The sequence below is a fragment of the Rhizobium sp. ZK1 genome, assembly GCF_047782645.1.
GTDB lineage: Bacteria > Pseudomonadota > Alphaproteobacteria > Rhizobiales > Rhizobiaceae > Rhizobium.
In genome coordinates this window covers 1,827,406-1,853,495 of record NZ_CP180586.1, presented here as the reverse complement: position 1 = coordinate 1,853,495, position 26,090 = coordinate 1,827,406, and the positions used below count along the sequence as shown (strand labels likewise).

Here is a 26,090-nt window from a genome sequence, read left to right as displayed (position 1 = left end):
ATCGGCGGCAACTGTCAAGGCCGGTATATTGCGGATCATTCAATTTCGTCTCAGGATGTCGCGCTCGATGAGAAGCACAGCCTGAGCGGAGGAACTGCACTTGGCCTTTCCGACATTGCCACCCGGTTCCGTCGTGCCGCCTGGTGCACCGGGCATCGAACCACGCTGGACCTCGAGCGATAAGAGCGCGGTCGGCACATCAGTCAATTCGGCGAGCTGCGTCTGGTTCACGGCCAGCCATGGTATCCTCAACGAGATCTACGCGCCACGGCTCGATATGGCCTGCGTGCGCGATTTCGGCTTCATCGTCACGGCGAAGAACTATTTCTCAGAGGAGAAGCGCGATGCCGATCACAGTGTGCAGGCGATCGAGGATGGCGTTCCTGCCTTCCGCATCGTCAATACCGCGCGCGATGGGCGCTATCGCATCACCAAGACCATCTTTTCGGACCCGGAGCGCGAGGTGGTGCTGCAAGACATCCGCTTCGAGGCATTGACGGGCAATCTCTCCGACTACCGGCTGCACGCGCTGATCGCCCCGCATCTCGTCAATGGCGGCGGCGACAACACCGGCTGGTATGCCGATTTCAAACGCAGGCCGATGCTGTTTGCCGAAGGTTCCGGGCGGGCGCTTGCGGTTGCTGCGTCGGTGCCCTGGCTTGCCCGCTCAGTGGGCTATGTCGGCTTTTCCGACGGCTGGCAGACATTGTCACGCGGCGAGGGGCTGAAGCAGGAATATTGCCGGGCCACCTCAGGCAATGTCGCGCTGTCGGGCACGCTCGACATCCAGGCAGGCGAGGGGCGAGCTGAACAGGGAAGGGCGCTGATTGCCATTGGCTTCGGCACCCAGCCTGAGGAGGCAGCCTTGCGCACCCTTCTCAGCCTAGAGCACGGCGCCGAGCCGGCGCTGAAGCACTATTGCAGCGGCTGGCGGGAGTGGCAGGCCGGGCTGCTTGCGTTGGACGAGCCGCATGATCCTGATAAACTGAACCGCTACCGCGTCAGTACCGGCGTGCTCGCCACCCATCGCGACGATGCCTCGGGCGCAATCATCGCCAGCCTGTCCATCCCCTGGGGCTTCAGCAAGAGCGATGACGACCTTGGCGGCTATCACCTGGTCTGGACGCGCGACCTAGTGGAGACGGCGGGCGGCCTGCTTGCCGCAGGCGCTACCGCTGACGCGCGCTCCGTGCTCGACTATCTCGCTGTCATCCAGGAGGCGGACGGCCATTGGGTGCAGAATGCCTGGCTCGACGGAAGGCCCTACTGGTACGGCATCCAGATGGACGAGACGGCATTTCCCATCCTGCTCTACGACATGCTGCTGCGATCGGGCGCGGTCGGTGCCTCGGAGGCCGGCCGCTATCTGCCCATGATCGAGGCGGCAGCGGGTTACATCGTCAGAAACGGTCCCGCCACGGAGGAGGATCGCTGGGAGGAGGATGCCGGCTATTCGCCGTTCACGCTCGCCGTCGAGATCGCCGGGCTGCTTGCGGCGGCCGACGCGGTGGAAGCGGCCGGGCGGCTGGATGCGGCGCGCTATCTGCGCGAAGTGGCCGATGGCTGGAACGAGCGTATCGAGGAATGGACCTACGCCAGCAATACGGAACTGTCGCGCAGCCTCGGCATCGAGGGCTATTACGTGCGCATCGCCTCGGCCACAGACGGCAGCCTGTCACTGCGGCGTGACTTCATTCCGATCCGCAATCGTGACAATGGCGGAGAAGTGCTGGAAGCGGACCTGCTGATCAGCCCGGATGCGCTGGCGCTGGTGCGCTTCGGCCTTCGGGCCGCCGACGATCCGCGCATCACCGGCACGGTCGCGGCGATCGATGCGGAGCTACGGCGCGATCTTCCAGCCGGTCCCTACTGGTATCGCTACAATGACGACGGCTACGGCGAGCGCATTGGCGGCGCGCCCTTTGCCGGCAGCGGTGTCGGCAGGCTCTGGCCGCTGCTGACAGGCGAGCGCGCTCATTACGAACTCGCTGCCGGGCGAGCGGACGAAGCACGGCGCATGCTCGCCGCGCTCGAAGCCTCGGCGAGCCAAGGCGGGCTCTTGCCCGAGCAGATCTGGGACAGCGAGGACGTGCCGGAACGCGAGCTTTTCCTCGGCCGCCCCTCGGGCAGCGCCATGCCGCTGGTCTGGGCGCACGCGGAACATATCAAGCTGCTGCGGTCGCTGCGCGATGGCGTGATCTTCGACAGGCCGCCACAGACTTTTGCCCGCTATGTCGCGGCAAAACCGGCGCCGGCACCATTCTCCTGGCGGCTGACCGCCCGGCGCGACCAGATGCCGGCGGGCCGTGAGCTGCGCATCGAACTGCCATCACCCGCGCGGGTGCGCTGGTCCACCGACGGCTGGACGAGCGCCACCGACAGCCCGTGCCGCGACACCGGCTTCGGCATGCATGTCTTCGACCTGCCGACGCAGACGCTCGGCCCCGGAATGATCGACTTCACGATCTTCTGGACGGATGTACAGCGCTGGGAGGGCACGGATTTCCGGATCGAGGTGGTTTGAGGGAAGCAGCGGCGCACTCTTGCGCGACATGCCTTCACTCAAAAAGAAAGCGGCCGTTTCCGGCCACCAGATGCATGTATTTCGTTTTCTCTCTATTACCGCCCCGTGATCAGGACTTGTAGATCAGCCAGCTCTTGGTGAATTCCTTCTGCATGCCGTCCTCATAGACGACGGTGCAGTTGCGGCCGGCGTTCTTGGCGCTGTAAAGGGCGATATCGCTCTTGGAATAGAGCTCACCGGCATCGCCGGCGTGCGAGGCCATGCAGATGCCGATCGAGACCGTGACCGGGCCGTAATTGACGCGCGTGCGGGAATTCTTGAAGGGGGTGGATTCCAGCGTGCGGCGGATGCGCTCGGCAATTGCCGTTACTTCCTCGAGCGTATTGCCGTCGATGATGAGCGCGAATTCCTCGCCGCCGGTGCGGGCGACGAAGACGTCGCGGCGGACATTGGCGCGAATGACGGAGGCGACCGTCGCCAGAACCTTGTCGCCGACCGGGTGGCCGTAGGTGTCGTTGATCTTCTTGAAATTGTCGATGTCGGCAAGCAGCAGCGCCGTGACCGGGCGCAGCGCCGGATTGTTGAAGACGGCGGCCAGCCGGTCGTCGAAGGCGCGGCGGTTGGACAGGCGCGTCAGCGAGTCCGTATTGGCGATGCGCTTGTATTCGTCGAGTTCCTTGCGGACCTCATCCATCTCCTGCGAGCGCTGGACCATGTCTTCAACGGTCTTTTCACCGTGGGTGATCGTATCGCCGGTTGCCTGTGTGAGCAGGTCGATGGCGTTTTCGATAAGGTCGGCGCTGCTCGTGCTCTTGGAATTGATGCGCTTGCAAGTCTCGTTGAGCAGCCTGTTGTAGCTTTCGAGCGAGGTCTGCTCCTGGCGAAGCACCCTCAGCAGGCCTTCCAGTTCGCCGGCGATGCGGCTATGCGCATCATCGAAGATCTTGGCAGGTGCCGTGTGGGCGCAATGCTGGGCGCCGAGCGCATCGATCTCGGCCTGCGTCGCCTGGCTGCCGAGGGCGGCAAGGTCGCGGGTGAGCGCCGGGTTGGAGCCAATATAGGCCTCATAGAAGAGTTCGTAGTTGCGGGGAATTGGTGCAACGCCCATGGAACGCATGGCATAGGTGATCTGACCCGCCACATCGGGAACTTGCACCTTGGGCGCAACGGCCGTATTCATTCCGGCAACTCCTCATCCAATTCCTAAGCAATCTTCTACTTGTTAGCTTAGATTTCTTGGGAAAAGATTAAAGCCACATATACCAAAGATTACATACGATAAGTTTGATGGGCATCAATACTATGATCAGCCCTATGATTTTTCTCAGGATTTTGTAAGTTCAACTGCGAAAGAGACACCTCCTATGCGCGAGGGGCCCCAAAAAAGTTCAGTCTTTTTCTCTTTTTAGGGATTGTTTTTGTTTTGTTGACGGTCGGTGTCTGTTCTCTAATCTACTGGCGGGCAGGGCGAAACGACAGATTCTATCTCAAGAAACCTGATTTGCGGGGACCGGATCGCGGTCCATCGTTGAAGGCATGAGATCATGCAATCGTCTCGTCATACTTCGCCCACCATTCTCGCACTCGCCATTCTCGCCGGCGGCGCTTTCCTCCTGCAGCAGAGCGGCTTCTTCAACGGCATCTTCAGCACCGATATTCTCGCCAGCGTGAAGGCGAGGGATATTCTCAACGCATCCGATATCGCCGCCATGGAGAAACCGGCAGCGGCCAATATCGATACGTCTGAGACAGCTTCGGTGCGGTAGAGCGTTCGCTTTTGAGGGCTTGCCGTGTGGCCCCTCAATCAGCCCACGCCGGCATTCGTCACCCCAGGTTCAGTTCCTGGAAGAAGTCGTTGCCCTTGTCGTCGATGACGATGAAGGCCGGGAAGTCTTCCACTTCGATCTTCCAGACGGCTTCCATGCCGAGTTCGGGATATTCCAGCACATCGACCTTGCGGATGCAGTCCTGCGCCAGACGGGCGGCCGGGCCACCGATCGAGCCGAGATAGAAGCCCTGATGCTTCTTGCAGGCCTCGCGCACGGCGCGCGAGCGGTTGCCCTTGGCAAGCATCACCATGGAACCGCCGAAGGACTGGAACTGGTCGACATAGGAATCCATGCGGCCTGCCGTCGTCGGGCCGAAAGAGCCGGAGGCGTAACCGGAAGGGGTCTTAGCCGGGCCGGCATAATAGACCGGGTGGTTCTTCATATAGTCGGGCATGCCTTCGCCCTTTTCCAGCCGCTCGCGGATCTTGGCATGCGCAAGGTCGCGGGCGACGATGATCGTGCCTGACAGAGACAGGCGTGTCTTGACCGGATGCTTGGAAAGCTCGGCGAGGATATCGGCCATCGGCTTGTTCAGATCGATGCGCACAACGGATTCGGAAAGTTTGGCCTCGTCGATATCAGGCATGTATTTCGACGGATCAGTCTCCAGCTGCTCGATGAAGATGCCATCACGGGTGATCTTGCCCTTGGCCTGGCGGTCGGCGGAACAGGAAACGCCGAGGCCGATCGGCAGCGAGGCGCCGTGGCGGGGCAGGCGGATGACGCGCACGTCATGACAGAAATACTTGCCGCCGAACTGGGCGCCGACGCCGAGGCTCTGGGTCAGCTTGTGGATTTCCTTTTCCATCTCGATATCGCGGAAGGCGTGGCCGTTTTCGGAGCCTTCGGTCGGCAATTCGTCAAGATAGCGGGTGGAGGCGAGCTTGACGGTCTTCAGGTTCATCTCGGCCGATGTACCGCCGATGACGATCGCCAGATGGTAGGGGGGACAGGCTGCCGTACCCAAGGTCAGGATCTTCTCCTTAAGGAAGTCCAGCATGCGGTCATGCGACAGGAGCGAGGGCGTGCCCTGGAAGAGGAAGGTCTTGTTGGCCGAACCGCCGCCCTTGGCGACGAAGAGGAAGTCGTAAGAATCCGTGCCTTCCTCGTAGATATCGATCTGCGCCGGCAGATTGTTCTTGGTGTTCTTTTCCTCGAACATCTTGATAGGCGCGAGCTGCGAGTAGCGCAGGTTCTTCTTTTCATAGGCGTCGAGCACGCCCTTCGAAAGCGCGGCCGTGTCACCGCCCTCGGTCCAGACGCGACGGCCCTTCTTGCCCATGATGATCGCGGTACCCGTATCCTGGCACATGGGCAGCAGGCCGCCGGCGGCGATGTTGGCGTTCTTCAGGAGGTCATAGGCGACGAAACGGTCGTTGTCGGTCGCTTCCGGGTCGTCGAGGATCGAAGCGAGTTGCTTCAGATGGCCGGGGCGCAGCAGATGATTGATGTCGGCAAAAGCGGTTTCTGCGAGAAGGCGGATGCCCTCGGGATCGACGCTCAGAATCTCCTGACCCTTGAAACTGTCGACCGAAACATAGTCGCTGCTGATCTTGCGGTAAGGGGTGGTGTCGGCGCCGAGGGGGAAGAGATCGTCAGCCAATGAAGTGACCTTTCTAGGTGGGATAGTTTGGAACCGGTCTAAATCTGGCTGGGGGCAAAATCAATCGGGAAGGATGGGGGATTGGCGGCGAAATGCCGAGGCGCTTCCGCTCCTGATCAAGAAAGGTGAGGCGCCAAATCTCTGCGGCCGCTTGTGCCGTGAAAAGCAAAAAGGCCGGCACACGGCCAGCCTTCGACAGTCACGCCTTATCAGCTCACTTCGGGCTGATCATCGTCTCCGGCCGCACGATCGTGTCATATTCTTCCGACGTCACCAGCCCGCTCGCTAAGGCCTCTTCCTTCAGCGTCGTGCCGTTCTTGTGCGCCGTCTTGGCGATCTTGGCGGCGGCGTCGTAGCCGATCTTCGGGGCGAGGGCGGTCACCAGCATTAGCGAGCGTTCGAGGCCGGCCTTGATATTGTCTTCGCGGGCCTCGATGCCGACGACGCAATTGTCGGTGAAGGAGACGGCGGCGTCACCGAGTAGCTGCACCGACTGCAGGAAGTTGTAAGCCATCATCGGATTGTAGACGTTGAGCTCGAAATGGCCCTGGCTGTCGGCGAAGGTCAGCGCGGCATTATTGCCGAAGACGTGGATGCAGACCTGCGTCAGGGCTTCGCACTGGGTCGGGTTCACCTTGCCGGGCATGATCGACGAGCCGGGCTCGTTTTCCGGCAGCGCCAGTTCGCCGAGGCCGGCGCGCGGGCCGGAGCCGAGCAGGCGGATGTCGTTGGCGATCTTGAAGAGGGCAGCGGCTGCCGCATTGATCGCGCCATGGGCGAAGACCATGGAATCATGCGAGGCGAGCGCCTCGAACTTGTTCGGCGCGGTCACGAAGGGCATGCCGGTGATGGCGGCGATCTCTTCGGCGACCTTTTCGGCAAAACCGACGGGCGCATTCAGCCCGGTGCCGACGGCGGTGCCGCCCTGGGCGAGTTCGCAGAGGCCGGGTAGGGTCATTTCGATGCGCTTGATGGCCGAGCCAACTTGTGCTGCATAGCCCGAGAATTCCTGGCCGAGAGTAAGCGGTGTCGCATCCTGCGTATGTGTGCGGCCGATCTTGATGATGTGGCTAAATTCCGTGACCTTCATGTCGAGGGCCGCATGCAGATGCTTCAGCGACGGCAGGAGGTGACGGGCGATCTGTTCGGCGCAGGCGATGTGCATGGCCGTCGGGTAGGTGTCGTTCGACGACTGGCTCATATTGACGTGATCGTTCGGGTGCACCGGTTTCTTGGAACCCATGACGCCGCCCAGCATTTCTATGGCGCGATTGGAGATCACCTCGTTGGCGTTCATGTTGGACTGCGTGCCGGAACCGGTCTGCCAGACGACCAGCGGGAAATGGTCGTTCAGCTTGCCGTCGATCACTTCCTGGGCCGCATCCACGATAGATTTGCCGATATTGGAATCGAGCTGGCCGAGCGCCATGTTGGCCCGTGCTGCCGCCTGCTTGACGATGCCGAGCGCGCGCACGATCGAGAGCGGCTGCTTTTCCCAGCCGATCTTGAAATTGCCGAGAGAACGCTGCGCCTGCGCGCCCCAATAACGGTCGCTGGCGACTTCGATCGGGCCAAATGTGTCGGTTTCGGTGCGGGTGGAACTCATGGCTTCGTGCCTTCCTGTCACATGCTGTTGAGGGCAGTCTTTGAAGATGAGGGACTTATAGGGTGGAACGCTTTACAAGAAAACCGGACGCAACACGAAATATTGAAGACAGCTCTCATGTTTTGCATCGCCAGTCAGCGTGTTTTTTCGGCCACGCCGGGAAATTAATGCGAAAAGCGACAGAAAGCGCCCTTTCTCGGACAGGAAAATTCGGTAAAAAATTAACTAATAATTTCATAATTTTGTGTGAACTGCTGCGCGGCGCTGCGTTCGACTCCGTCACACGAAGTTGAGCCTGAAAGTGCTGGCATTGCGGGCCGGTTTCTGATGAATGGGCCGCGGCCGCCGGGAATTCTGGAAGAATTGATCTGAGCCTTTTTGCTCGACAACAGCATGATACTGGAACTGGAAAACAAGATGAAGTTCGTTTTGAAAAGCGCGGTTTCCGCATTGGCACTTTCCTGCGTGATTGGCGCGGTTCCTGCGCATGCCTATACGCTGATGGACATGCTACGTGGCGACCGGGCAAGAAGTGGCCAGAGCACGATCATCATGGACCCTTCGGCGCCTATCCGCGGTAATCGCAATGGCGGCCTTGGCGGCGATATCGATCCGGAAGCCGCACTGCCGAAGGTTTCCAGCCCGCGCTATTACACCTACAAGACTGAAGCCTTGCTGCTCGTCGATACGACGAAGTTTGCCGATCCTGTCGTGACCGGTGCGGTCGCCGACGTCTCGGGTGCTGCGACGACCGACGGCGCTCCGCAGCGCCATTTCCTGACGGAAGCAAAGGTTCGTGCCAATGCCGATGTCGCCAAGGCCCTGCAGGCCTATTACGGCGACGGCAAGAATCCGCTGGTCTGGGTGTCCGGCGAGGGCGTCAATGAGCGCGGCAAGGCGGCCCTCAGCGTTCTTGCCGATGCCGCAAGCGTCGGCCTCGACCCGGCCGATTATGCCGTCTCCGAGCCGACGCTCGATCCGGCCAATCCGGACCCGGATGCTCGCGACCGGGCGCTGACGCAGTTCGAACTGGCGCTTTCCTCCAAGGTCCTCGCCTATGTGCAGGACACCACGCGCGGCCGCGTCGACCCCAACAAGCTGTCCGGTTACCATGATTTCCAGCGCAAGGTCGTGAAGCTCGATCCTGTGCTGAAGCTTTCCCGCCTGAGCCCTGACGTTGCGGCCTATCTTTCCAGCCGCAACCCCGACAGCACCCAGTTCCTGGCGCTGAAGGCCGAGCTTGCCAAGCTGCGCGCAGCCGACGGCGGCAATGAAGAGCGGATCACCATTTCGCTCACGTCCCTGCTGCGTCCGGGCGACAGCTCACCGGAAGTGGCCAACATCGTCAAGGCGATCCAGAAGCACGGTTCGGAAGAGCTGAGGACAGCGCATGCGGCTACCTTCTCGGCCTATACCGGCACCAGCGACTATTCGCCCGAGATTGTGTCACTGGTCGAGGACTTCCAGAAGGAGCGCGGCTTGAAGCCTGACGGCATCATCGGCCAGGCAACCGTGCGCACCATGACCGGCGGCGATTCCAATGCCTCCAAGATCGACAAGCTCGTCGTAGCGATGGAGCAGTTGCGCTGGCTGCCCGCCGATCTCGGCCCGCGCTACGTGATGATCAACCAGCCGGCCTTCATGGCTTACTATTACAACGACTCCAAGCAGCAGCTTGCGATGCGCACCGTCGTCGGCGGCAAGAACAACCAGACCTATTTCTTCGACGACGAGATCGAAACGGTCGAGTTCAACCCGTTCTGGGGCGTGCCGCAGTCGATCATCATCAACGAGATGCTGCCGAAGCTGCGCTCCGATCCGAACTATCTGGACCAGATGGGTTATCAGGTCGAAGTCGGCGGCCGTGCCGTTCCGTCCTCCAGCGTCGACTGGTACGGCTCGACGCAGAACATCTCGGTGCGCCAGCCGCCGAGCAGCGACAATGCTCTGGGTGAACTGAAAATCCTGTTCCCGAACAGCCACGCCATCTATATGCACGACACGCCCTCGAAGAGCTTCTTCAAGCGTGACATGCGTGCGCTGAGCCACGGCTGCGTGCGCCTTTCCGATCCGCGCGCCATGGCGGCCGCCGTTCTCGGCACGACGGTCGACGATGTCGCCAAGCAGATCGCCACCGGTCAGAACCATGCCGTGAAGGTGCCTCAGAAGATCCCGGTCTATGTATCCTATTTCACCGCCTGGCCGAACAAGGACGGCGTGATCGAATATTTCGACGATGTGTATGACCGCGATGCGTACGTGGAGAAGGCGTTTGAGGCGACGACAAAGTCGCGTGAGGCGCAGATCTGACGCCTGGCGTTTGATGAGAGTTCAAGCGGGCGGTCTTCGGGCCGCTCGTTTTCGTTTCACGAGAGATATGAGGGGGCCACGCCCGCAAACGCCTCGGCCAGATTATCAGCCCTCAAACAGCAACCTTCGCCGCAGATCCCTTCAGCAAACCTTCCACCAATTCCACCGTCAGCTCATCGAAATGCGTGATGATCACATCCGGATCGAGGCTCGCTACCGGCACATCCGAATAGCCGAATGGGACCGCAATCGCCGGCACGCCGGCATTTTTCGCGACGGCGATATCGTTGATGCTGTCGCCGACCATCACCGAGCACTCGACATCGCCGCCGGCGCGTTCGATGGTGCCGGTCAGATGCCGGGCATCGGGCTTGCGGTGTTCGAATGTATCGCCGCCGGTAATGGCCTCGAAATAATGCCTGAGGCCGAGCTTCTCCAGCAGGCTGACGGCAAGGCCTTCCAGCTTGTTCGTGCAGACGGCGAGGCGGTAGCCCGATGTCTTCAGCCGGTCCATGGCGGTGATGAGGCCGGGATAGGGCTCGGTATGACCGGGCATGTTCGCATTATAATGGGCGACGAAGCGCTCGACGAGATCAGGGACCTCCTCTGATGTCAGCGGGTGGCCCTGCAGTCTGCAGGCGCGTTCGATCATCACACGGGCACCCTGGCCGACGAGATGGGTGAGGTCGTCATAGGTAACGGGCTCGAGGTTCAGCGCCGATATCGTATAGTTCAAGCTTTCGACCAGATCGACATGGGTGTCGAGCAGCGTGCCGTCGAGATCGAAGACAACGAGTGCCTTATTCTCGGAAGGAGCTTGGCCGGCATTTTCGGGAGCGGGGGTCACGGTAGCGCCTCTTTGCGGGGTAAGATTTTCAGGGAGTAGGCGATGAACAGGCGAAAAGCAACGCCAGAACATCAGGCAGAAAAGCCGCAGCCGAAACGCGTGGCTTTCAATCGCAGGGCGATGATTTTGGCTTTCGTTTGCAATACGAGCCGTGTAAACAGCACATCCAACGCAATATCAGGAGCTGGCGGAGCATGGATGCCCGCGAAATGAAGATCAAGGCCGCCGAGGCAGCACTCGTCCACGTCGAATACGGCATGCGCCTCGGAATCGGGACGGGAAGCACGGCGGAGGAATTCGTCCGTCTGCTCGCCGAAAAGGTGGCAGCCGGTTTCAAGGTCGAGGGCGTTCCGACGTCCGAGCGCACGGCGCGGCTCTGCGTCGAACTCGGCGTTCCCCTGAAATCGCTGGACGAACTGCCGCAGCTCGATCTCACCATCGACGGCGCCGACGAGGTTGATCCGGGCCTCAGGCTCATCAAGGGCGGCGGCGGTGCGCTGCTGCGTGAAAAGATCGTCGCTGCGGCCTCGACGCGGATGATCGTCATTGCCGACGAGAGCAAGCTGGTCGATACGCTCGGCGCCTTCGCGCTGCCGATCGAGGTCAATCCATTCGGCCTCGTTTCGACGCGCATCGCGATCGAAAGGACCGCCTCGCGCCTCGGCCTCTCGGGCGAACTGACGCTACGTCAGTCCGGCGACGGAGAGTTTACCACTGACGGAGGCCATCACATCATCGATGCATCTTTTGGCCGCATTCCTGATGCAGAGGCGCTTTCGAGGGAACTGAATTCCATACCCGGTGTCGTGGAGCACGGGCTTTTCATCAACATGGCGGCGCTTGCGATCATTGCCGGTCCTGCAGGCGCCCGTACGCTGCAGGCAAACAGATAACAGGAGCATAGAAACTCATGATGAACATTGCAGGCCTTGGCCGTCTTGCCGCTGCGACCATCGTTCTTTCCGGGCTTGCCTTCGGCTCTGCCGCAAGAGCGCAGGAAGTTTCCGAGGAGCAGTTGAAGGCTGCCCGCGCAGCCATGGACGCGATCGGCGCAACCACCCAATACGACAACATCCTGCCGGGTTTGGCCGAACGTCTGAAGGCCGGCCTCATCCAGGATTCCCCGAACTATCAGGATGTCATCACTGCAACCGTCGACAAGCAGGCGCTGGCCCTGGCTCCCCGCCGCGCCGACCTCGAAAAGGAAGCGGCTCTGACCTATGCCAAGGCTTTTACGGTCGACGAGCTGAAGGCGATCGCCGATTTCTACAATTCCGACGTCGGCAAGAAGCTGCTGCGTGACGGCCCGGTCGCCTCGCGCGAAACCGCCAAGGCTGCCGATATCTGGGCGCAGGGCATCTCCCGCGATCTGGAAAAGCAGAGCAATGCCGAACTCTCCAAGGTCATCAAGGCTCCGCCGCCGGCAACCGACAGCCCTGTCGCACCGGCTCCGGCTGCAGCACCGGCCGCCCCGGCACCTGCCAAGAAGTAAGGCTAGCCTTCATTTCGACAAAAGCCCGGCTTCGTCCGGGCTTTTGTTTTTATGGCGCTGCCCTTATCTATTTGTTCTCACGCAATTCCGGACGCAGAACCGCTGCGCACTTCTGCTGGAATTGCTCTATATGTGAACGACCCGTCCAGCGATTCCTTCCGGAGATCATCATGCCATCCTTCGACTACGACCTCTTCGTCATCGGCGGCGGTTCGGGGGGAGTGCGCGGCGCGCGCGTTGCGGCCTCGCTCGGCAAGAAGGTGGCAATCGCCGAGGAATATCGCTACGGCGGCACCTGCGTGATCCGCGGCTGCGTACCGAAGAAGCTCTTCGTCTACGCCTCGCAGTTCCACGAACATTTCGAGGATGCAGCGGGCTTCGGCTGGACGGTCGGCGAAAGCTCGTTCGACTGGAAGAAGCTGGTGGCCGCCAAGGACAATGAGATCGCGCGGCTCGAAGGGCTCTACAAGAAGGGGCTTGCCGGCGCCAATGCCGAGATCCTGGAAACCCGCGCCGAACTTGTCGATGCCCATACGATCAAGCTTCTGAAGACCGGCGAGACGGTGACCGCCAAAACCATCGTGATTGCGACCGGCGGCAGGCCGAACCCGCATCAGGCACTGCCCGGCCACGAACTCTGCATCTCCTCCAATGAGGCCTTCCATCTGGAAGAGCTGCCGAAATCGATCCTAATTGCCGGCGGCGGCTATATCGCCGTCGAATTCGCCAATATCTTTCACGGGCTCGGTGTCGAGACGACACTGATCTATCGCGGCACCGAAATCCTCTCGCGCTTCGACGAAGATCTGCGTCGCGGCCTGCACGAAGCCATGGTTGCCAAGGGCATCCGCATCCTCTGCCAGGATATAATGGAGAAGGTGACAAAGGGCGAAAATGGCCTCGTCATCGAGACGATGAAAGGTGAGACGCTCAATGCCGGTGTCGTTATGCTGGCACTCGGCCGCGATCCGAATACGAAAGGGTTGGGGCTGGAAAAGGCAGGTGTTGCGGTGAACGAGCGCGGTGCCGTCATCGTCGACAATTACTCGCGTACAAATGTTGAAAACATCTATGCGCTCGGGGATGTCACCGACCGGGTACAGCTGACGCCGGTGGCGATCCACGAGGCCATGTGTTTCATCGAGACCGAGTACAAGAACAATCCGACCAAGCCGGATTACGACCTGATTCCGACCGCCGTGTTCTCACAGCCGGAGATCGGCACGGTCGGCCTTTCCGAGGAAGAGGCGGGCAAGCGCTACCAGGAGCTCGAAGTCTACCGCGCCCAGTTCCGGCCGCTGAAGGCGACGCTCTCGGGCCGGGCCGAAAAGATGATGATGAAGCTGATCGTCGATGCCGCAAGCCGCAAGGTGGTCGGCGCCCATATCCTCGGCCATGACGCCGGCGAGATGGCGCAGATCCTCGGCATCACGCTGAAGGCCGGCTGCACCAAGGACGATTTCGACCGCACCATGGCGCTCCACCCAACCGCCGCCGAAGAGCTGGTGACCATGTATGCGCCGAGCTACCGCATCCGCGACGGTCAGCGCGTCTGATCCAGAATAGAGGGCTCCCGTCGCAGTTGCTCAGCTCGTCAGGCGCGGCGTGCGGATGACTTTCAGGAACAGCGCCTTCATGGCATCGGTAATACCTTCGGTCGGCGACACCTCGAAATAAAGGCCGGGCGAGGCGCAGGCCGCCATGCGGGTCGGGATCTTGGCCTGGAAGGGCTTGATCCACGTATTGTACCAACTGTTGGTCGGCAGCGGCAGGTAGGTGGTGTAAAGCACGGCGATCTTGATGCCCCGGTCCTTGAGCTTCTGGCAGAAGGTGACGTCGATCGGTTCCTGGCAGCGCTGGCCAGTAACTGGTTCGGTACAGGTCGTCGCCTTGTAGCTGTCGCCGACACCGTCGGAGACGAAGAAGACGATTTTCTGCGCGTCGGCGGAACTCGTTCCCGAGCCGACGGAGGTGATCTTGTTGTTGAGCAGGGTCAGTGCGTTGTCGAAGCTCGTCTGGGTGTCGTTGTTATAGCCCTGCTGGGGGATGGTCATCAGGTCCAGGACATATTCGCTGTCGCCGGGCTGCGGGTTCAGCGTCTTTTCGGAAACCTTGTTGCCCACCTTGTCGAGATCGCTCGTCAACGACACCACCTCGGTCAGTCCCGCCGTTTCCGCCGCCACGCCGAAAGTATAGACGGCCATGCGGAACTGGTTGTCCGTATCGGCCTTGGCCGTCTTGGTCAGCGCCTGCGTCGCCTGGCGCACCACGTCGATGCGCATGGTGACATTGTTCTTCTTGGCAAGCGTATAGTAGTCCTTGCCCTTGTTGGCGCCGCTTTCGTGGCAGGCGAAGGCGCATGAGGGGTTCGATTTGTTGTTCGCGGTGAGATTGACCATTTTGGTGACATCGGCGGGCGTGGCGCCGACGCCCATCGAAGGCGTGTTGTCGAGCAGGATGTAGAAGTCCATGAAGGAGGCGGTCTGGTATTCCGCCGTCGCGGTGCCGCTGATATCGACGCTGTCCTTGCCGAAGATCCGCATGAACGAGGTCGGCATCGTTGCCTTGAAGGTAACCTGCGAATGCAGTTTGTTGGCGGTCTTGGTGACGTCTATGCTGGTGTCGACGTTGAGTTCGGCAAGCTCCGGGGACATCTGCCCGAAGAAGATGTCGTGCGCCTCGGTCTGGCCGACGGCGATGGTGCCGTCCTGCAGCATGCTTGTCGCGGCCGCGGCGGCGCTCGATTTCTGAGAGACGGCGCCGACCGCCGCGGCGTCGGCAGCCGCGTAAAGCTCACTGCGGAGACTCAAGGCATGGGAAAAATCGATTGCAAGGCCCGCCGCTCCGACCAGCGGCACGACCAGCAGTGCCGTCATGATGCCGAAATTGCCAGACCGGTCCGAAAGGAATGCGGACGAAAGGATACTCATGCTGAAGCCCTAATTTATTAGGGTATCCTGTACATAAGAAATCTAAATTAGCTGAAAAATAGCATGGTATATATCCCCTTAACGCCAGTTTCGATGCACGACTAGGCAAGGGAAGCCGAAAGGTTTATAAGCCGCCGCATTCTTTAACGGGCAGGCATTCGGGGTAAGCCGGATGGGGAAGCAGATGAGTGACATGGCACAGAATTGGACCCCGAGCAGCTGGCGGAGCAAGCCAATCCAGCAGGTTCCGGAATATCCCGATGCGGCCGCTCTGGCGGCAACGGAAGCCACGCTTGCCAGCTATCCGCCGCTCGTTTTTGCCGGTGAAGCCCGCCGCCTGAAGAGTGCACTTGCCAATGTGGCCGAGGGCAACGCCTTCCTGCTGCAGGGCGGCGACTGCGCCGAGAGCTTCCTCGAGCATGGCGCCGACAATATCCGCGACTTCTTCCGCGCCTTCCTGCAGATGGCCGTCGTGCTGACCTTCGGCGCGCAGCTTCCGGTCGTGAAGGTCGGGCGCATCGCCGGCCAGTTCGCCAAACCGCGCTCCGCACCGATGGAAACGCAGAATGGTGTGTCGCTGCCAAGCTATCGCGGCGATATCGTCAACGGTATCGAATTTACGCCGGAATCCCGCATTCCGAGCCCGGAACGCCAGCTCGACGCCTACCGGCAGTCGGCCGCAACGCTGAACCTTTTGCGCGCCTTCGCGATGGGCGGCTATGCCAACCTCGACAACGTGCACAAGTGGATGCTCGGCTTCGTCAAGGACAGCCCGCAGGGCGAGCGCTACCGCAAGCTTGCCGACCGCATCAGCGAAACCATGGATTTCATGAAGGCGATCGGCATCACCTCGGACAATAATCCGAGCCTGCGCGAGACCGATTTCTTCACCAGCCACGAAGCGCTGCTGCTCGGCTATGAAGAGGCGATGACGCGTGTCGACTCCACATCCGGCGACTGGTACGCGACCTCGGGCCACATGCTGTGGATCGGCGACCGCACGCGCCAGCTCGACCACGCGCATGTCGAATATTTCCGCGGCATCAAGAATCCGATCGGCTTGAAGTGCGGCCCGTCGCTGCAGCCTGACAACCTGATCGAGCTGATCGACGTGCTGAACCCGGCCAACGAAGCCGGCCGCCTGACGCTGATCTGCCGTTTCGGCCATGACAAGGTGGCCGAAAGCCTGCCGAAGCTCATCCGCGCCGTCGAGCGCGAGGGCAAGAAGGTTGTCTGGTCCTGCGATCCGATGCACGGCAACACGATCACGCTCAACAGCTACAAGACGCGCCCCTTCGAGCGGATCCTCTCGGAAGTCGAAAGCTTCTTCCAGATCCATCGCGCCGAAGGCACGCATCCGGGCGGCATCCATATCGAGATGACCGGCAAGGACGTCACCGAATGCACCGGCGGCGCCCGCGCCGTCACCGCCGAAGACCTGCAGGACCGCTACCACACCCATTGCGACCCGCGCCTCAACGCCGACCAGGCGCTGGAGCTGGCCTTCCTGCTGGCTGAGCGCATGAAGGGCGGCCGCGACGAGAAGCGGATAGCTGCCAGCGCGTAAGGCGGGTGAGTAGCGAATAGATTGAGAAGCCCGGCGCGTACCGGGCTTCTTTTTTTTCAAGGATCACTACTCGCCCGTTCTCATGTTCGGTACGCATAAGCCTCTTGTGGCCACACCGCACGCGCTGTATGCAAGACGCATGACCCGTGTATCGACCCTTTCCGGCCTGTATTACGCGCTGCTCACATAGAGCGGCGACGGTCATTTATTTGAAACCCGAAACGCCGCATGGTCGGCGGCGTCGTGTTCCAGCAATAAGGTCTCCGGCCTGATCGGCCCCCATGGAGACCTTTATGAGCATCAATTTTCAATCATCCACCCGGCTTCGATCGGACTTCCTGCGCGTTCTCTCGGAGCGTGGCTTCATCCAGCAATGCACCGATATCGAAGCGCTCGATAGCTGGCTCAGCGCCGGGATCGGCACCGCCTATAACGGCTTCGACCTGACGGCCGACAGTCTGCATGTCGGGCATCTCATCCCCATCATGATGCTGCGCTGGTTCCAGAAGACCGGTAACCGACCGATCGCACTGATGGGCGGCGCCACGACGCGGCTCGGTGATCCGAGCTTTCGCGATATGTCGCGTCCCTTGCTCAGCGAAGAGCAGATCGCTGGCAATCTGGTCGGCATCCGGCGCATTTTCGAACGGTTCCTGAGCTTCGGTGACGGGCCGACAGATGCGCTCATGGTCAACAATGCCGATTGGCTTGGTAGACTCAAATACCTGGATTTCCTGCGTGATGTCGGCTCGCATTTCTCAGTCAACCGCATGCTGACATCCGAAAGCGTGCGCCAGCGGCTGGAGCGGGAGCAGTCGCTCTCGCTGCTCGAATTCAACTACATGGTCATGCAGGGCTATGACTTTCACGTGCTTGCCGAAACGCATGGCTGCCTGCTGCAGCTCGGCGGTTCGGACCAATGGGGCAATATCCTTTGCGGCGTGGAATTCGGGCGGCGTTCCGGCGGGCGAACGCTCTTCGGATTGACGGCGCCGTTGCTCACGACCGCCTCGGGCGCGAAGATGGGCAAGAGTGCAGCGGGTGCCGTGTGGCTGAATGCCGATCGGCTGTCGCCCTATGAATTCTGGCAGTTCTGGCGCAATAGCTGGGATGCCGATGTCGGTCGCTTCATGCGGCTCTTCACCGAGTTGCCGCTCGACGAGATCGCGCGTCTGGAAGCGTTGCGCGGCTCCGAGATCAATGTCGCGAAGAAGGTGCTTGCGGATGAGGTGACACGGCTCTGCCATGGCGAGGAAACGGCAGAGGACGCCTCCGAGACCTCGCGTCGCATGTTCGAAGAAGGCGAGGCAGCAGCCGGTCTGCCGACTGTCGCGATGAGCAGCGCGCTCTTGCGCGGCGGACTTGCGCTACCGGATGCACTTGTCATGGCCGGACTCGCCAGGTCGAAGAGCGAAGCACGCCGGCTGATCCTTGGCGGCGGCGTGCGGATCAACAGCCGCGCTGTCCTCGACGAGACCATGCAGCTCGGTCGTGCGGATATGGAGAACGGCGTCATCCGCCTGTCGGTCGGCAGGAAGAAGCATGTCCTGTTGCAGCCGGAACCGTGATGCCGTCAGGGGCGGGCTCCATTCGTCATCGCCAACAGCATGATGAACGGAACCCGCTCACCGATGCTACAGGGAATGACGCTGACGGAAATGGTGCTGCAGGAAGGATTGGGCCTTGAGGAAGCTCCATGTGCGTGGGGCACCGGGCAGGAAATCGTCGTCATTCAGGATGTCGCTCAGCGGTGACGCGAAGAGTTCGGCGGCCTCGTTGCGATCTGGCGCTTGATGGGCACCGTCGAGGATCTCGGCGGCGCTGGAGCGGCTTTCGGTCAGCAGGAAGAGTTCCGGATGGCAGAAGACCGGATCATAGGCGAGGCCAATTGCGAAGGACTCCGACCGGTCGAGATCAGCGACGGCGATTTCCTCGGCGAGTTCACGGGCGGCTTCTTCGAAGAGATCGGTCTCTTCGCCGGCCGCGGGCTCGGCATAACCGCCGACGAGATAGAGAGCGCCGGGGTTCTGCTCGGCGGTGAGGCTTCGTTTGGTGAGGATCACCTGCTGGTCCGCAGTGATCAGAACGACAGTGATCCCGAGCGGGTCGGCGCGCTTGGCCTGCGGGTGCTCGTCGGCAAAGCCGGCATGACGGGTGACCACGTAAGCGGAAAAGCATGTGCTGTTTGCGGTGATGGTCAGCCGGCCATTCTCGATGCCATAGGCAGCCATGCGCAGGAGCCGGCCGTCAAAGGCGGCGGGATGTCTGGCAAGGAAGCGATCCCAGCCGGATTTCCGTTCTGCCTCGACTATTTCGGAAAGCTCAAATTCTCCCGCAAGGCGGCAATGAATTTGGTCGACGGGGATGCTGAATGCTTCGTCTGCCGGCATCATCACTGCATTGCCTTTCTCAGCAATTCGATGGTCTCGCTCACGGATGGCCCCTGGATTGGTGGCGGCTCGGCCCGCTCGCAGAATTCCCGCCAGATGAAGAAGGTCATTTCCGCGCCGTCGGTCGGGGTTTCGCCGGGGCCTTCGGCAAAGGTCTGGAGCAGACGGTAGCGTTCGTCCTGCCAGAACAGCGCTTCCACCCAGTCATAGACGGGGATGATATGAAAATGGATCGGGTAACCCGGCATGTGACCGTATCGGCCGATATAGACGCGTTTTGCGCCGAGGACCGCGCCAAGAGCTTTCTGCGCTTTCGCCAATAGCGGGCCGAGTTCGCCGAGCGCTTCGGGTGATAATTCGGAGAGGTCATTGGTAAAGCTTCGGGAACTGACCATGAGATAGCCGGGCAGGGCGGAATTGATGCGATGGTTCACAAGCCAGTCGGTCGTTTCGCATACATGGAATTGCTCGGGAATTTCCAAGGACTGCTTCTCCATCGCACGCAGGGCAGCCGCGCGGATTCGCACAGTGGCTGAAGATGAGGTGCTTCGGCAAGGGCAAGGGGAGGTGACATTGATCTGTTGTCGGGGCAGATTGCGGGCGTATCAAAGGGAAATGTTATTGACTGATATTGCATGCGCCATCTTCTGGCGGGAAGGCCGCGTTCTGCTGGTCAGGCTGGCGGGCCACAAAGAGCGCTTTCCCGATTGCTGGGATCTCGTCGGTGGCCATGTCGAGCCGGGCGAAAGCGCCGAGGCGGCCATGCTGCGCGAGGCAAAAGAGGAGATCGGGCTGACGCCATTGTGGTTTCGCAAAGTCGTTGAACACATTGAGCAGGATACCGTCTTTCATCTCTTTCTGGTGAGCGAATGGCAGGGCGGAGAGCCCGTTCTGCTTGGCGACGAACATACGGCGATGCAGTGGGTCACGCCTGATGAGGCCGCATCACTGGACGATATGGGGCACCCGCAATGGTGTGCGATATTTGGCGAGCTTCAGGAATAGTCTCTGCTTGGTGATACGCATCGACACCCAGCCGTCGACGGGACACAACACATATTAATATACCTATGTTTAAAACGCGAACCGGATCCGCCCATGAACCCGGTCCGCATTTCCTTACATACTCGTTGCGAGGTTCCAGTTATAGACGCAGCGATCGAGGCCGATGGCGATCTCCAGTACGAGGACGTCTTGCTCCACCGCAGGCCCCTTTCTCGGCTGCGTCCTGTAGCGCTCCGGAAAATCCGTGCGGCGCGAGATCGAGCAGACTTCCATCCACTTGTCGCCGTTATCCACCTCCACGTCGACCGTCGTCTCGGAATAGGCCGGCAGCCGGTCGGAAGGCACGATGCGGGTCGGCAGCGGGATGAGCGCGGCGATCATGCGGCGAACCGGCTCGAGGGAGATGGCGTGATAGTCGTTGCCGCTATCGGCCGTATAGGCGCACTGGAATTCCAGCTGCCAGAACTCTTTCAGACGCATGTGCTTGGTCGACTGCTCCTGCTCGCGGCGATAGGAGCGGCCGGCCTGCCAGACGCAGAGCGGCAGACGCGTTCTCGAATGATTGCTGAGAATATGCTGCATGTAGACGTAGGTTGAAGGCGTCGTTTCCGGCCGCAGCACCAGCAGCGCGTCGGTTTCGGTCAGTTGCTCCTGAACCCAGATATCGGCGTTGGTATAGGCGTCCGAGACGAGAGCACGCGGCGTCAGCGCCGGAGCCTCGACCCTGCGGACATCCCACGCCGGGTTTGCGGAGCGGAGGAAATTTCGCACTTCCTCGGAGAACAAGCGGACCATGTGGTCGCGCATGTTGATTTCGCGCTCTTCCCAGTGGACGAGCGAATTGACATTGAAAAGATTGAGCACGGTGCCTGTCTCCCTGGCAACCCTAAGACTATCGTGAGGGCTTTACGTCCAGCAGTTCGCCGGACGCATCAGGGCATCCGAACGTCACGACTGGACGCGGAGACCTCGTCCGCCCAAAGCGCGCAGAACGGCAACCTGCAGGCAGGTGCGGTTCAAACGGGAGATGGGCGCGCTGTCAGAGCTCATGCCAAGCTTCGTACTTGCGGCGCGGGCGCTTGTCAAACCGGCTTTTCGAATTGCGACCAGCGCTCCATCCATGCATTCTGGCGGCATGAGCGACCTGGATCTGGACCATATCCTTAGAGAACTTGCGGCCCGCGAGCCGATCTTCCACCGGCGGGAATTCGGCACGTCGCGGGCTGATCTCGAGCGGATGATCGATGACAACTTTTGGGAAATCGGTGCGAGCGGGAGAGTCTATCAGCGCGGCTACGCCATCGAAACATCACTTGCGCGCTACGAGAACGGGCCGGAGCCGCATGATTGGCCCTGCCGAGATTTCACCATCACGGTGCTGGCGGATGGGCTTTTTCTTCTGTCCTACATACTCGAAGAGCCGCAGCGCGTAACGCGCCATTCGACCATCTGGCGCCGGACAGACGAGGGCTGGAAGATTGTCTTCCATCAGGGCACGCCGGCGGGCTGAGCCGGCGAAGCCTGTCGCTACTGCAGCAGCACCGACTGCTGGCAGCGCACATCCGTGCCGCGGATATCGGCATTGCCGATCTTGATGCCGAGCAGCGTCAGCGCGTTGCAAGCATCAGTTTTCCTGAAGCCTTTGATCAGCGCTTTGGATTTGACTGACGGGTGTACCGACGTCAATCTGCCGACCGCTTCAGGGGGAACAGGAAATGCGCGAAGATCATGTTGGCGGATGCCTGTGTGGCGCTGTGCGATTTACAGCAAGCGAGAAGCCCGATGTCGTGGTCGGCTGCCATTGTTCGCAGTGCCGGCGGCAGACGGGGCTCTATTATGCTTCGGCCGACGTGCCGGTTTCGGCTGTCTCGATAACCGGCGAGGAAAACCTGCGCTGGTTTCAGTCGAGCGACGAGGCGAGGCGAGGTTTCTGCTCGCAATGCGGCTCGGCACTGTTCTGGCAGCGGCTCGGCGGCCCTGCCATTTCCATCATGGCCGGGGCCTTCGATGAGCCAAGCGGCTTAAGCTTCGGCTATCATATCTTCTGCGCCGACAAGGGCGATTTCTATGAGATCACCGACGGCCTGTCGCAATATGCGGGACGCGCTTAAGGCTTTACGAAGCGGTAGGCGCTGTCCTTGCGTTCGGCATGACCAAAGCCCGGATAGTACCAGGCGCGCCGCAAGGGCGCGCCTTCCATCGTCTTCCGCAGGAGAACTCAGCCCTTGATGAAGGCCAGCAGATCCGGGTTGATAACGTCCGGATGCGTGGTGCACATGCCGTGCGGGAAGCCAGGATAGGTTTTCAGCGTGCCGTTCTTCAACAGCTTGGCCGAAAGCGGCGCGGAGTCTGCATAGGGGACGATCTGGTCGTCGTCGCCATGCATGACGAGAACAGGTACGGCGATTGTCTTGAGGTCTTCGGTGAAGTCGGTTTCCGAGAAAGCCTTGATGCAATCGTAATGGGCCTTGGCGCCGCCCATCATGCCCTGGCGCCACCAGTTTTCGATGACACCCTGGCTGACCTTGGCGCCCGGACGGTTGAAGCCGTAGAAGGGGCCGGTCGGGATATCCAGGAAGAATTGGGCGCGGTTGGCCACGAGCGCCGCACGGAAACCATCGAAGACTTCGAGCGGCAGGCCCCCGGGATTCTTCTCCGACTTGACCATGACAGGCGGCACGGCGCCGATGATCACGGCCTTGGCGACGCGGCCTTCCTTGGCGCGGGCGACATAGTGGACGACTTCGCCGCCGCCGGTCGAGTGGCCGACATGGACGGCATTCTTGAGATCGAGCGCATCCGTCAGTGCGGCAACGTCGGCCGCATAGGTGTCCATCTCGTTGCCGTCGAAGGTCTGGCTGGAACGGCCGTGGCCGCGGCGGTCATGGGCGATGACGCGAAAGCCCTTATCGAGGAAGAACATCATCTGATTGTCCCAGTCGTCCGCGCTGAGTGGCCAGCCATGATGGAAGACGATCGGCTGGGCATCCTTCGGACCCCAATCCTTGTAGAAGATTTCAGTTCCGTCCGTGGTCTTGATGAAAGGCATGGTCTGGCTCCGATTTTCTGATGATACTGGATTGGTTGCGGCGAACGCGGCCTTCGCCGTGTGGCATCCGCCGTCAGTGCAATGCTGCGTTCAATTATATTGCCTCCCTGCGGGCTTCTTCGCGCCTTTTCGACGCGGAGAAGCTGATGCAGTTCCGGCAGTGACGCGAGTTAACAGTCGTAAATTGATGCAAAGCAAGAATGACGGCAATGCGCCATAAGACGTACCAACCTCATGAAGATAGTATGTTATCCGCAATTTTTTTCTTTTCGAAGCCGCGGAAGCTGCCATGCGCCAGCGGAGCGAGCGTCACCGCCAGATAGGCGAGACCGGTCAGCGGCAGTGCGGCGGAAAGGCCCCAGGCATCGATCAACGCGCCGCCGGCAAGCCCGCCGAAGGGGATGAGCGCCCAGCAGAGCGCCGCATTGAGCGATGTGACGCGGCCCATGAGTGGCTTTGGTATGCGCTCGAAGAGCACCGCCGAGAGGATGGGATTGAGGAAGCCGGAAGCAAAACCGCCGACCGCGAGCGTTGCAAAGATGAGAGCGAGCGGCGATTCCACCGCGAAGACCAGAAAGCGCGGAAAGCCCGTCAGCAGGAAGGCGACCGTATAGACGAGAAGGCGCGGCATCCGCTCACCGATCATGGCGGCAATGGCCGCGCCGATGATCGACGCGCCGGAGAAGACGGCGAACAGGGTTCCGAGCAGAGCGGGGCCGTGGCCTGAATCTTGGGTCCAGACAGGAATCAGGACAGAGAAGAAAGCCTGATCGAGCAGATTGGTGGTCGCCACCATCACCACGATCGCGACCAGCACCGCATCGCGACGCAGAAAGCGCCAGCCTTCCGCCAGTTCCCGGCCATAGGCGGCGATGCCGGTCGCTTCGGCTTTCGACGCACGTCGCAATACGGGGATTCTGGCCGCGACGGTTACGGCGGCGCCGGCGAAGGTAAGGGCGTTGACGGCAAGCGCCTGGCTCGGTCCCACAAGGGCGATGAGAGCACCGGCGCCTGCCGCCCCCGCGGTCGATGCCAGGCGCTCGATGGCGCCGACGACGCCGGTCACGCGCTCCAGCGGCACGGCGGCCAGTTCGGCGATGTCAGGAACCATGGATTGCTTGGCGGCATCCGATGGGCCGCGCAGCACGCCCATGGCAAAGACGATCGGCAGCAGGATCGGAATGGTAAGCAGGTCGAGGAGATGCAGGACCGGCACGAGGCCGACTGTTATCACCGAGGCGCTGTCGCAGATGACCGCGATGCGTTTGGGGCCGATGCGGTCGATGAGGGGGCCGCCGAGCGCCTTGGCGACGACATAGGGCAGCATCTCCATCATGGCGACGAGGCCGGTCAGCACCGGGCTGCCGGTCGTGCTCAGCACCAGCCAGGGAATGGCGACGCCCGACAGCCGCGTGCCTGAGATGGAGAGCGTCTCGGCAATGGCGAGCGCGATGAAAGGACTGCGGCTCATGGCTCGCTCTCTTCGTCGCCGTGCGGCACGCGGCCCGGATAGGGGAAGGCGTGCAGCATGACCATAAAGGGCACGACATCAGGCGGCAGGGGCTCGCCAAGAGGCGGGGCCTCGCTCATCGCCTCCATGACGATATCGTTCAGGCGTTTCGTCAGCGCTTCGGCCTGTCCCGATGTCAGCGGAATGATGATGTCGCTTGCGGTGCTGGCCTTGCGCCATTCGAGCGGCAGCTCGGCATATTCCTCGACCGCCTTCTGCATCTGGTCAACCTGCAGGGAAAGGATCGCTTGCGTGAAGGCGACATCCATGTCGAAAGCCGCGCCACCACTCTCGGCCGCCGGAACCGAGGTGACCTCATGGCTCGCGCGCCACCAGCGATCGCGGCGGGATGGTCCCGGCGCATCCTCGATGAAACCGTACTGGGCGAGTTGGCGGAGATGATAGCTCGTCGCGCCGCTGTTGAGGCCGAGGCGTGCCGCAAGCTGCGTCGCCGTGGCCGGGCCGTCGATCCGGAGCATGCCGAGCATGCGCAGGCGCACCGGATGGGCGAGCGCCTTGAGGGCGGTGACATCGGGGACGACGCGGCTGACGTTGCGGAATGTTGCTGACGTCGATGTAGGGGCAGGTGTTTTCATGGCGGCAGCTTAATTTACAAACACATCTTTGCAAAGATTTGTTTGTAAATATAAGAACCAGAATTGGGCCGCTATTTCAGATGCCTAAAGATTCCTGTTTTAACAGACTCAAGCTTGACCTCGCTCTGAAAGGAGGGCGTTCAGCCGGGAGACGTCCTCGCGCAACGCTGTCAGTTCCGTCAGCACCCGCATATCGATCTTCTGATGCAGCGACAGAACCTCCAGCTCGGCCTTCAGGTTCACCTCATAATCCTTGGCGGCTTCGAAACGGTCGCGCTCGGCCTGGCGGTTCTGCGACATCATGATGATCGGCGCCTGGATGGCGGCGAGCATGGAGAGGATGAGGTTCAGGAAGATGAAGGGGTAGGGATCGAAAGCGCGCGTCAGCAGGATGACCGTGTTGATGACCGTCCAGAAGAGGAGGAAGGCGAGAAAGGCCAGGATGAAGGACCAGGAGCCGCCCACGCGGGCGATGCCGTCGGCCAGCCGCTCGCCGAAAGAGGCTTCGGCGGAAAAGGCAGCGTTGACGTCGGTGGAGATGATCTTGCGCTCATGTGCCTTGGCCAGCACGCGCTTTTCGATGGCACCCAGCTCCTCGGCCGGTTTGCCGAAATGCAGGTGGACGAAATTTGGAAAGTTAGACATGGCATTGTCCCGGGAATGGATCGAATTGGCGCGCAGTATTCCGCCGTCGCCGCAAATTGCAATGCGTATCGGCGTCGCGCAAGGCAAACAGAGGATGGGGCTGCCCTTCATCAATTTTTTGCCGCAGATAGCTACGGCTTTTGAAGCGGCTTATTGCGGTGCACGCAGGGGCGGATTAAATGAATGA

General features: G+C 61.0%; 25 protein-coding genes. 12 read left to right on the top strand and 13 right to left on the bottom strand.

Annotated elements, in window-relative coordinates; genetic code table 11:
* The first annotated feature begins 100 nt into the window (after positions 1 to 100).
* Positions 101 to 2,524 (top strand): glucan 1,4-alpha-glucosidase, encoded by a 2,424-nt coding sequence (locus ACK9YZ_RS09485; protein WP_416066386.1) that lies wholly within the window; start codon positions 101 to 103, stop codon positions 2,522 to 2,524.
* Between the two features lie 109 nt (positions 2,525 to 2,633).
* Here the strand turns inward: ACK9YZ_RS09485 and ACK9YZ_RS09480 are convergent, their stop codons facing one another.
* Positions 2,634 to 3,704: a GGDEF domain-containing protein gene (locus ACK9YZ_RS09480; RefSeq protein WP_416066385.1), complete on the bottom strand. Its 1,071-nt coding sequence runs from the start codon at positions 3,702 to 3,704 to the stop codon at positions 2,634 to 2,636.
* A gap of 364 nt (positions 3,705 to 4,068) precedes the next feature.
* Here ACK9YZ_RS09480 and ACK9YZ_RS09475 point away from each other — a divergent pair, with 364 nt between their 5' ends.
* On the top strand, positions 4,069 to 4,290 hold the full coding sequence (locus tag ACK9YZ_RS09475) for a hypothetical protein (protein WP_416066384.1): 222 nt from the start codon (positions 4,069 to 4,071) through the stop codon (positions 4,288 to 4,290).
* A gap of 58 nt (positions 4,291 to 4,348) precedes the next feature.
* Here ACK9YZ_RS09475 and ACK9YZ_RS09470 read toward each other — a convergent pair whose 3' ends face one another.
* Positions 4,349 to 5,980 (bottom strand): fumarate hydratase, encoded by a 1,632-nt coding sequence (locus tag ACK9YZ_RS09470; RefSeq protein ID WP_416066710.1) that lies wholly within the window; start codon positions 5,978 to 5,980, stop codon positions 4,349 to 4,351.
* A 190-nt stretch (positions 5,981 to 6,170) separates the two neighbouring features.
* On the bottom strand, positions 6,171 to 7,562 hold the full coding sequence (gene fumC / locus ACK9YZ_RS09465; protein ID WP_416066383.1) for a class II fumarate hydratase: 1,392 nt from the start codon (positions 7,560 to 7,562) through the stop codon (positions 6,171 to 6,173).
* A gap of 417 nt (positions 7,563 to 7,979) precedes the next feature.
* Between fumC and ACK9YZ_RS09460 the strand changes: the two genes are divergently transcribed.
* Complete coding sequence (locus tag ACK9YZ_RS09460; RefSeq protein ID WP_416066382.1) at positions 7,980 to 9,872, top strand: L,D-transpeptidase family protein; 1,893 nt, start codon at positions 7,980 to 7,982, stop codon at positions 9,870 to 9,872.
* A 112-nt stretch (positions 9,873 to 9,984) separates the two neighbouring features.
* Here the strand turns inward: ACK9YZ_RS09460 and ACK9YZ_RS09455 are convergent, their stop codons facing one another.
* Positions 9,985 to 10,719 carry an HAD family hydrolase gene (locus tag ACK9YZ_RS09455; RefSeq protein WP_416066381.1) on the bottom strand — a complete coding sequence of 245 codons (735 nt, stop codon included), beginning with the start codon at positions 10,717 to 10,719 and terminating at the stop codon, positions 9,985 to 9,987.
* A gap of 194 nt (positions 10,720 to 10,913) precedes the next feature.
* On the opposite strand from ACK9YZ_RS09455, the gene rpiA reads away from it, so the two are divergent.
* The 3 genes from rpiA to gor all read left to right on the top strand — a co-directional run bounded on the left by rpiA (position 10,914) and on the right by gor (position 13,767).
* On the top strand, positions 10,914 to 11,612 hold the full coding sequence (gene rpiA / locus ACK9YZ_RS09450; protein ID WP_216758343.1) for a ribose-5-phosphate isomerase RpiA: 699 nt from the start codon (positions 10,914 to 10,916) through the stop codon (positions 11,610 to 11,612).
* A gap of 17 nt (positions 11,613 to 11,629) precedes the next feature.
* On the top strand, positions 11,630 to 12,211 hold the full coding sequence (locus tag ACK9YZ_RS09445; protein WP_216758341.1) for a DUF2059 domain-containing protein: 582 nt from the start codon (positions 11,630 to 11,632) through the stop codon (positions 12,209 to 12,211).
* Between the two features lie 170 nt (positions 12,212 to 12,381).
* A complete protein-coding gene (gor, locus tag ACK9YZ_RS09440; RefSeq protein WP_416066380.1) occupies positions 12,382 to 13,767 on the top strand; it encodes a glutathione-disulfide reductase in 1,386 nt (461 codons plus the stop codon).
* 30 nt (positions 13,768 to 13,797) lie between these two features.
* On the opposite strand, the gene ACK9YZ_RS09435 is transcribed toward gor, so the two are convergent.
* Positions 13,798 to 15,141 (bottom strand): pilus assembly protein TadG-related protein, encoded by a 1,344-nt coding sequence (locus ACK9YZ_RS09435; RefSeq protein ID WP_416066379.1) that lies wholly within the window; start codon positions 15,139 to 15,141, stop codon positions 13,798 to 13,800.
* A 193-nt stretch (positions 15,142 to 15,334) separates the two neighbouring features.
* Here ACK9YZ_RS09435 and ACK9YZ_RS09430 point away from each other — a divergent pair, with 193 nt between their 5' ends.
* Both ACK9YZ_RS09430 and tyrS read left to right on the top strand, forming a co-directional pair.
* Complete coding sequence (locus ACK9YZ_RS09430; protein ID WP_416066709.1) at positions 15,335 to 16,708, top strand: class II 3-deoxy-7-phosphoheptulonate synthase; 1,374 nt, start codon at positions 15,335 to 15,337, stop codon at positions 16,706 to 16,708.
* A 293-nt stretch (positions 16,709 to 17,001) separates the two neighbouring features.
* Positions 17,002 to 18,276 carry a tyrosine--tRNA ligase gene (gene tyrS, locus ACK9YZ_RS09425; RefSeq protein WP_416066378.1) on the top strand — a complete coding sequence of 425 codons (1,275 nt, stop codon included), beginning with the start codon at positions 17,002 to 17,004 and terminating at the stop codon, positions 18,274 to 18,276.
* A 66-nt stretch (positions 18,277 to 18,342) separates the two neighbouring features.
* Here tyrS and ACK9YZ_RS09420 read toward each other — a convergent pair whose 3' ends face one another.
* Together ACK9YZ_RS09420 and ACK9YZ_RS09415 are read right to left on the bottom strand one after the other, a co-directional pair.
* Entirely contained in the window at positions 18,343 to 19,101 is a 759-nt protein-coding gene (locus ACK9YZ_RS09420) for an NUDIX domain-containing protein (protein WP_416066377.1), read from the bottom strand.
* Positions 19,101 to 19,580, bottom strand: coding sequence for an HIT family protein (locus ACK9YZ_RS09415; protein ID WP_416066376.1), 480 nt, complete (start codon positions 19,578 to 19,580; stop codon positions 19,101 to 19,103). Before ACK9YZ_RS09415 ends, ACK9YZ_RS09420 begins: the two co-directional genes overlap by 1 nt.
* Before the next feature lie 46 nt (positions 19,581 to 19,626).
* Between ACK9YZ_RS09415 and ACK9YZ_RS09410 the strand changes: the two genes are divergently transcribed.
* Complete coding sequence (locus ACK9YZ_RS09410; protein ID WP_416066375.1) at positions 19,627 to 20,103, top strand: NUDIX hydrolase; 477 nt, start codon at positions 19,627 to 19,629, stop codon at positions 20,101 to 20,103.
* Between the two features lie 114 nt (positions 20,104 to 20,217).
* On the opposite strand, the gene ACK9YZ_RS09405 is transcribed toward ACK9YZ_RS09410, so the two are convergent.
* A complete protein-coding gene (locus ACK9YZ_RS09405) occupies positions 20,218 to 20,967 on the bottom strand; it encodes an aminoacyl--tRNA ligase-related protein (protein ID WP_416066374.1) in 750 nt (249 codons plus the stop codon).
* 271 nt (positions 20,968 to 21,238) lie between these two features.
* On the opposite strand from ACK9YZ_RS09405, the gene ACK9YZ_RS09400 reads away from it, so the two are divergent.
* On the top strand, positions 21,239 to 21,613 hold the full coding sequence (locus ACK9YZ_RS09400) for a DUF4440 domain-containing protein (RefSeq protein WP_416066373.1): 375 nt from the start codon (positions 21,239 to 21,241) through the stop codon (positions 21,611 to 21,613).
* Positions 21,614 to 21,630: 17 nt separating this feature from the next.
* Here the strand turns inward: ACK9YZ_RS09400 and ACK9YZ_RS09395 are convergent, their stop codons facing one another.
* Positions 21,631 to 21,789 (bottom strand): hypothetical protein, encoded by a 159-nt coding sequence (locus tag ACK9YZ_RS09395; RefSeq protein WP_416066837.1) that lies wholly within the window; start codon positions 21,787 to 21,789, stop codon positions 21,631 to 21,633.
* 29 nt (positions 21,790 to 21,818) lie between these two features.
* On the opposite strand from ACK9YZ_RS09395, the gene ACK9YZ_RS09390 reads away from it, so the two are divergent.
* A complete protein-coding gene (locus tag ACK9YZ_RS09390) occupies positions 21,819 to 22,214 on the top strand; it encodes a GFA family protein (protein ID WP_416066372.1) in 396 nt (131 codons plus the stop codon).
* A gap of 107 nt (positions 22,215 to 22,321) precedes the next feature.
* Here ACK9YZ_RS09390 and ACK9YZ_RS09385 read toward each other — a convergent pair whose 3' ends face one another.
* The 4 genes from ACK9YZ_RS09385 to ACK9YZ_RS09370 all read right to left on the bottom strand — a co-directional run bounded on the left by ACK9YZ_RS09385 (position 22,322) and on the right by ACK9YZ_RS09370 (position 25,903).
* A complete protein-coding gene (locus ACK9YZ_RS09385) occupies positions 22,322 to 23,152 on the bottom strand; it encodes an alpha/beta fold hydrolase (protein WP_416066371.1) in 831 nt (276 codons plus the stop codon).
* A gap of 232 nt (positions 23,153 to 23,384) precedes the next feature.
* Positions 23,385 to 24,623 carry an MFS transporter gene (locus ACK9YZ_RS09380; protein ID WP_416066370.1) on the bottom strand — a complete coding sequence of 413 codons (1,239 nt, stop codon included), beginning with the start codon at positions 24,621 to 24,623 and terminating at the stop codon, positions 23,385 to 23,387.
* Complete coding sequence (locus ACK9YZ_RS09375) at positions 24,620 to 25,258, bottom strand: ArsR/SmtB family transcription factor (protein WP_416066369.1); 639 nt, start codon at positions 25,256 to 25,258, stop codon at positions 24,620 to 24,622. Before ACK9YZ_RS09375 ends, ACK9YZ_RS09380 begins: the two co-directional genes overlap by 4 nt.
* Before the next feature lie 108 nt (positions 25,259 to 25,366).
* Positions 25,367 to 25,903: a DUF1003 domain-containing protein gene (locus ACK9YZ_RS09370; protein WP_216758317.1), complete on the bottom strand. Its 537-nt coding sequence runs from the start codon at positions 25,901 to 25,903 to the stop codon at positions 25,367 to 25,369.
* On the opposite strand from ACK9YZ_RS09370, the gene ACK9YZ_RS09365 reads away from it, so the two are divergent.
* Positions 25,902 to 26,090: a hypothetical protein gene (locus ACK9YZ_RS09365; protein WP_416066368.1), complete on the top strand. Its 189-nt coding sequence runs from the start codon at positions 25,902 to 25,904 to the stop codon at positions 26,088 to 26,090. The genes ACK9YZ_RS09370 and ACK9YZ_RS09365 overlap by 2 nt on opposite strands.

Excerpts from the sequence above, each read along its gene's own strand:
- ACK9YZ_RS09400 (WP_416066373.1), top strand. The coding sequence starts at position 21,239 with ATGAGCGACCTGGATCTGGACCATATCCTTAGAGAACTTGCGGCCCGC.
- ACK9YZ_RS09420 (WP_416066377.1), bottom strand. The coding sequence starts at position 19,101 with ATGATGCCGGCAGACGAAGCATTCAGCATCCCCGTCGACCAAATTCAT.
- ACK9YZ_RS09435 (WP_416066379.1), bottom strand. The coding sequence starts at position 15,141 with ATGAGTATCCTTTCGTCCGCATTCCTTTCGGACCGGTCTGGCAATTTC.
- ACK9YZ_RS09445 (WP_216758341.1), top strand. The coding sequence starts at position 11,630 with ATGATGAACATTGCAGGCCTTGGCCGTCTTGCCGCTGCGACCATCGTT.
- ACK9YZ_RS09365 (WP_416066368.1), top strand. The coding sequence starts at position 25,902 with ATGGCATTGTCCCGGGAATGGATCGAATTGGCGCGCAGTATTCCGCCG.
- gor (WP_416066380.1), top strand. The coding sequence starts at position 12,382 with ATGCCATCCTTCGACTACGACCTCTTCGTCATCGGCGGCGGTTCGGGG.
- ACK9YZ_RS09380 (WP_416066370.1), bottom strand. The coding sequence starts at position 24,623 with ATGAGCCGCAGTCCTTTCATCGCGCTCGCCATTGCCGAGACGCTCTCC.
- ACK9YZ_RS09385 (WP_416066371.1), bottom strand. The coding sequence starts at position 23,152 with ATGCCTTTCATCAAGACCACGGACGGAACTGAAATCTTCTACAAGGAT.
- ACK9YZ_RS09375 (WP_416066369.1), bottom strand. The coding sequence starts at position 25,258 with ATGAAAACACCTGCCCCTACATCGACGTCAGCAACATTCCGCAACGTC.
- ACK9YZ_RS09370 (WP_216758317.1), bottom strand. The coding sequence starts at position 25,903 with ATGTCTAACTTTCCAAATTTCGTCCACCTGCATTTCGGCAAACCGGCC.
- ACK9YZ_RS09390 (WP_416066372.1), top strand. The coding sequence starts at position 21,819 with ATGCGCGAAGATCATGTTGGCGGATGCCTGTGTGGCGCTGTGCGATTT.
- tyrS (WP_416066378.1), top strand. The coding sequence starts at position 17,002 with ATGAGCATCAATTTTCAATCATCCACCCGGCTTCGATCGGACTTCCTG.
- ACK9YZ_RS09430 (WP_416066709.1), top strand. The coding sequence starts at position 15,335 with ATGGCACAGAATTGGACCCCGAGCAGCTGGCGGAGCAAGCCAATCCAG.
- rpiA (WP_216758343.1), top strand. The coding sequence starts at position 10,914 with ATGGATGCCCGCGAAATGAAGATCAAGGCCGCCGAGGCAGCACTCGTC.
- ACK9YZ_RS09480 (WP_416066385.1), bottom strand. The coding sequence starts at position 3,704 with ATGAATACGGCCGTTGCGCCCAAGGTGCAAGTTCCCGATGTGGCGGGT.
- fumC (WP_416066383.1), bottom strand. The coding sequence starts at position 7,562 with ATGAGTTCCACCCGCACCGAAACCGACACATTTGGCCCGATCGAAGTC.
- ACK9YZ_RS09475 (WP_416066384.1), top strand. The coding sequence starts at position 4,069 with ATGCAATCGTCTCGTCATACTTCGCCCACCATTCTCGCACTCGCCATT.
- ACK9YZ_RS09460 (WP_416066382.1), top strand. The coding sequence starts at position 7,980 with ATGAAGTTCGTTTTGAAAAGCGCGGTTTCCGCATTGGCACTTTCCTGC.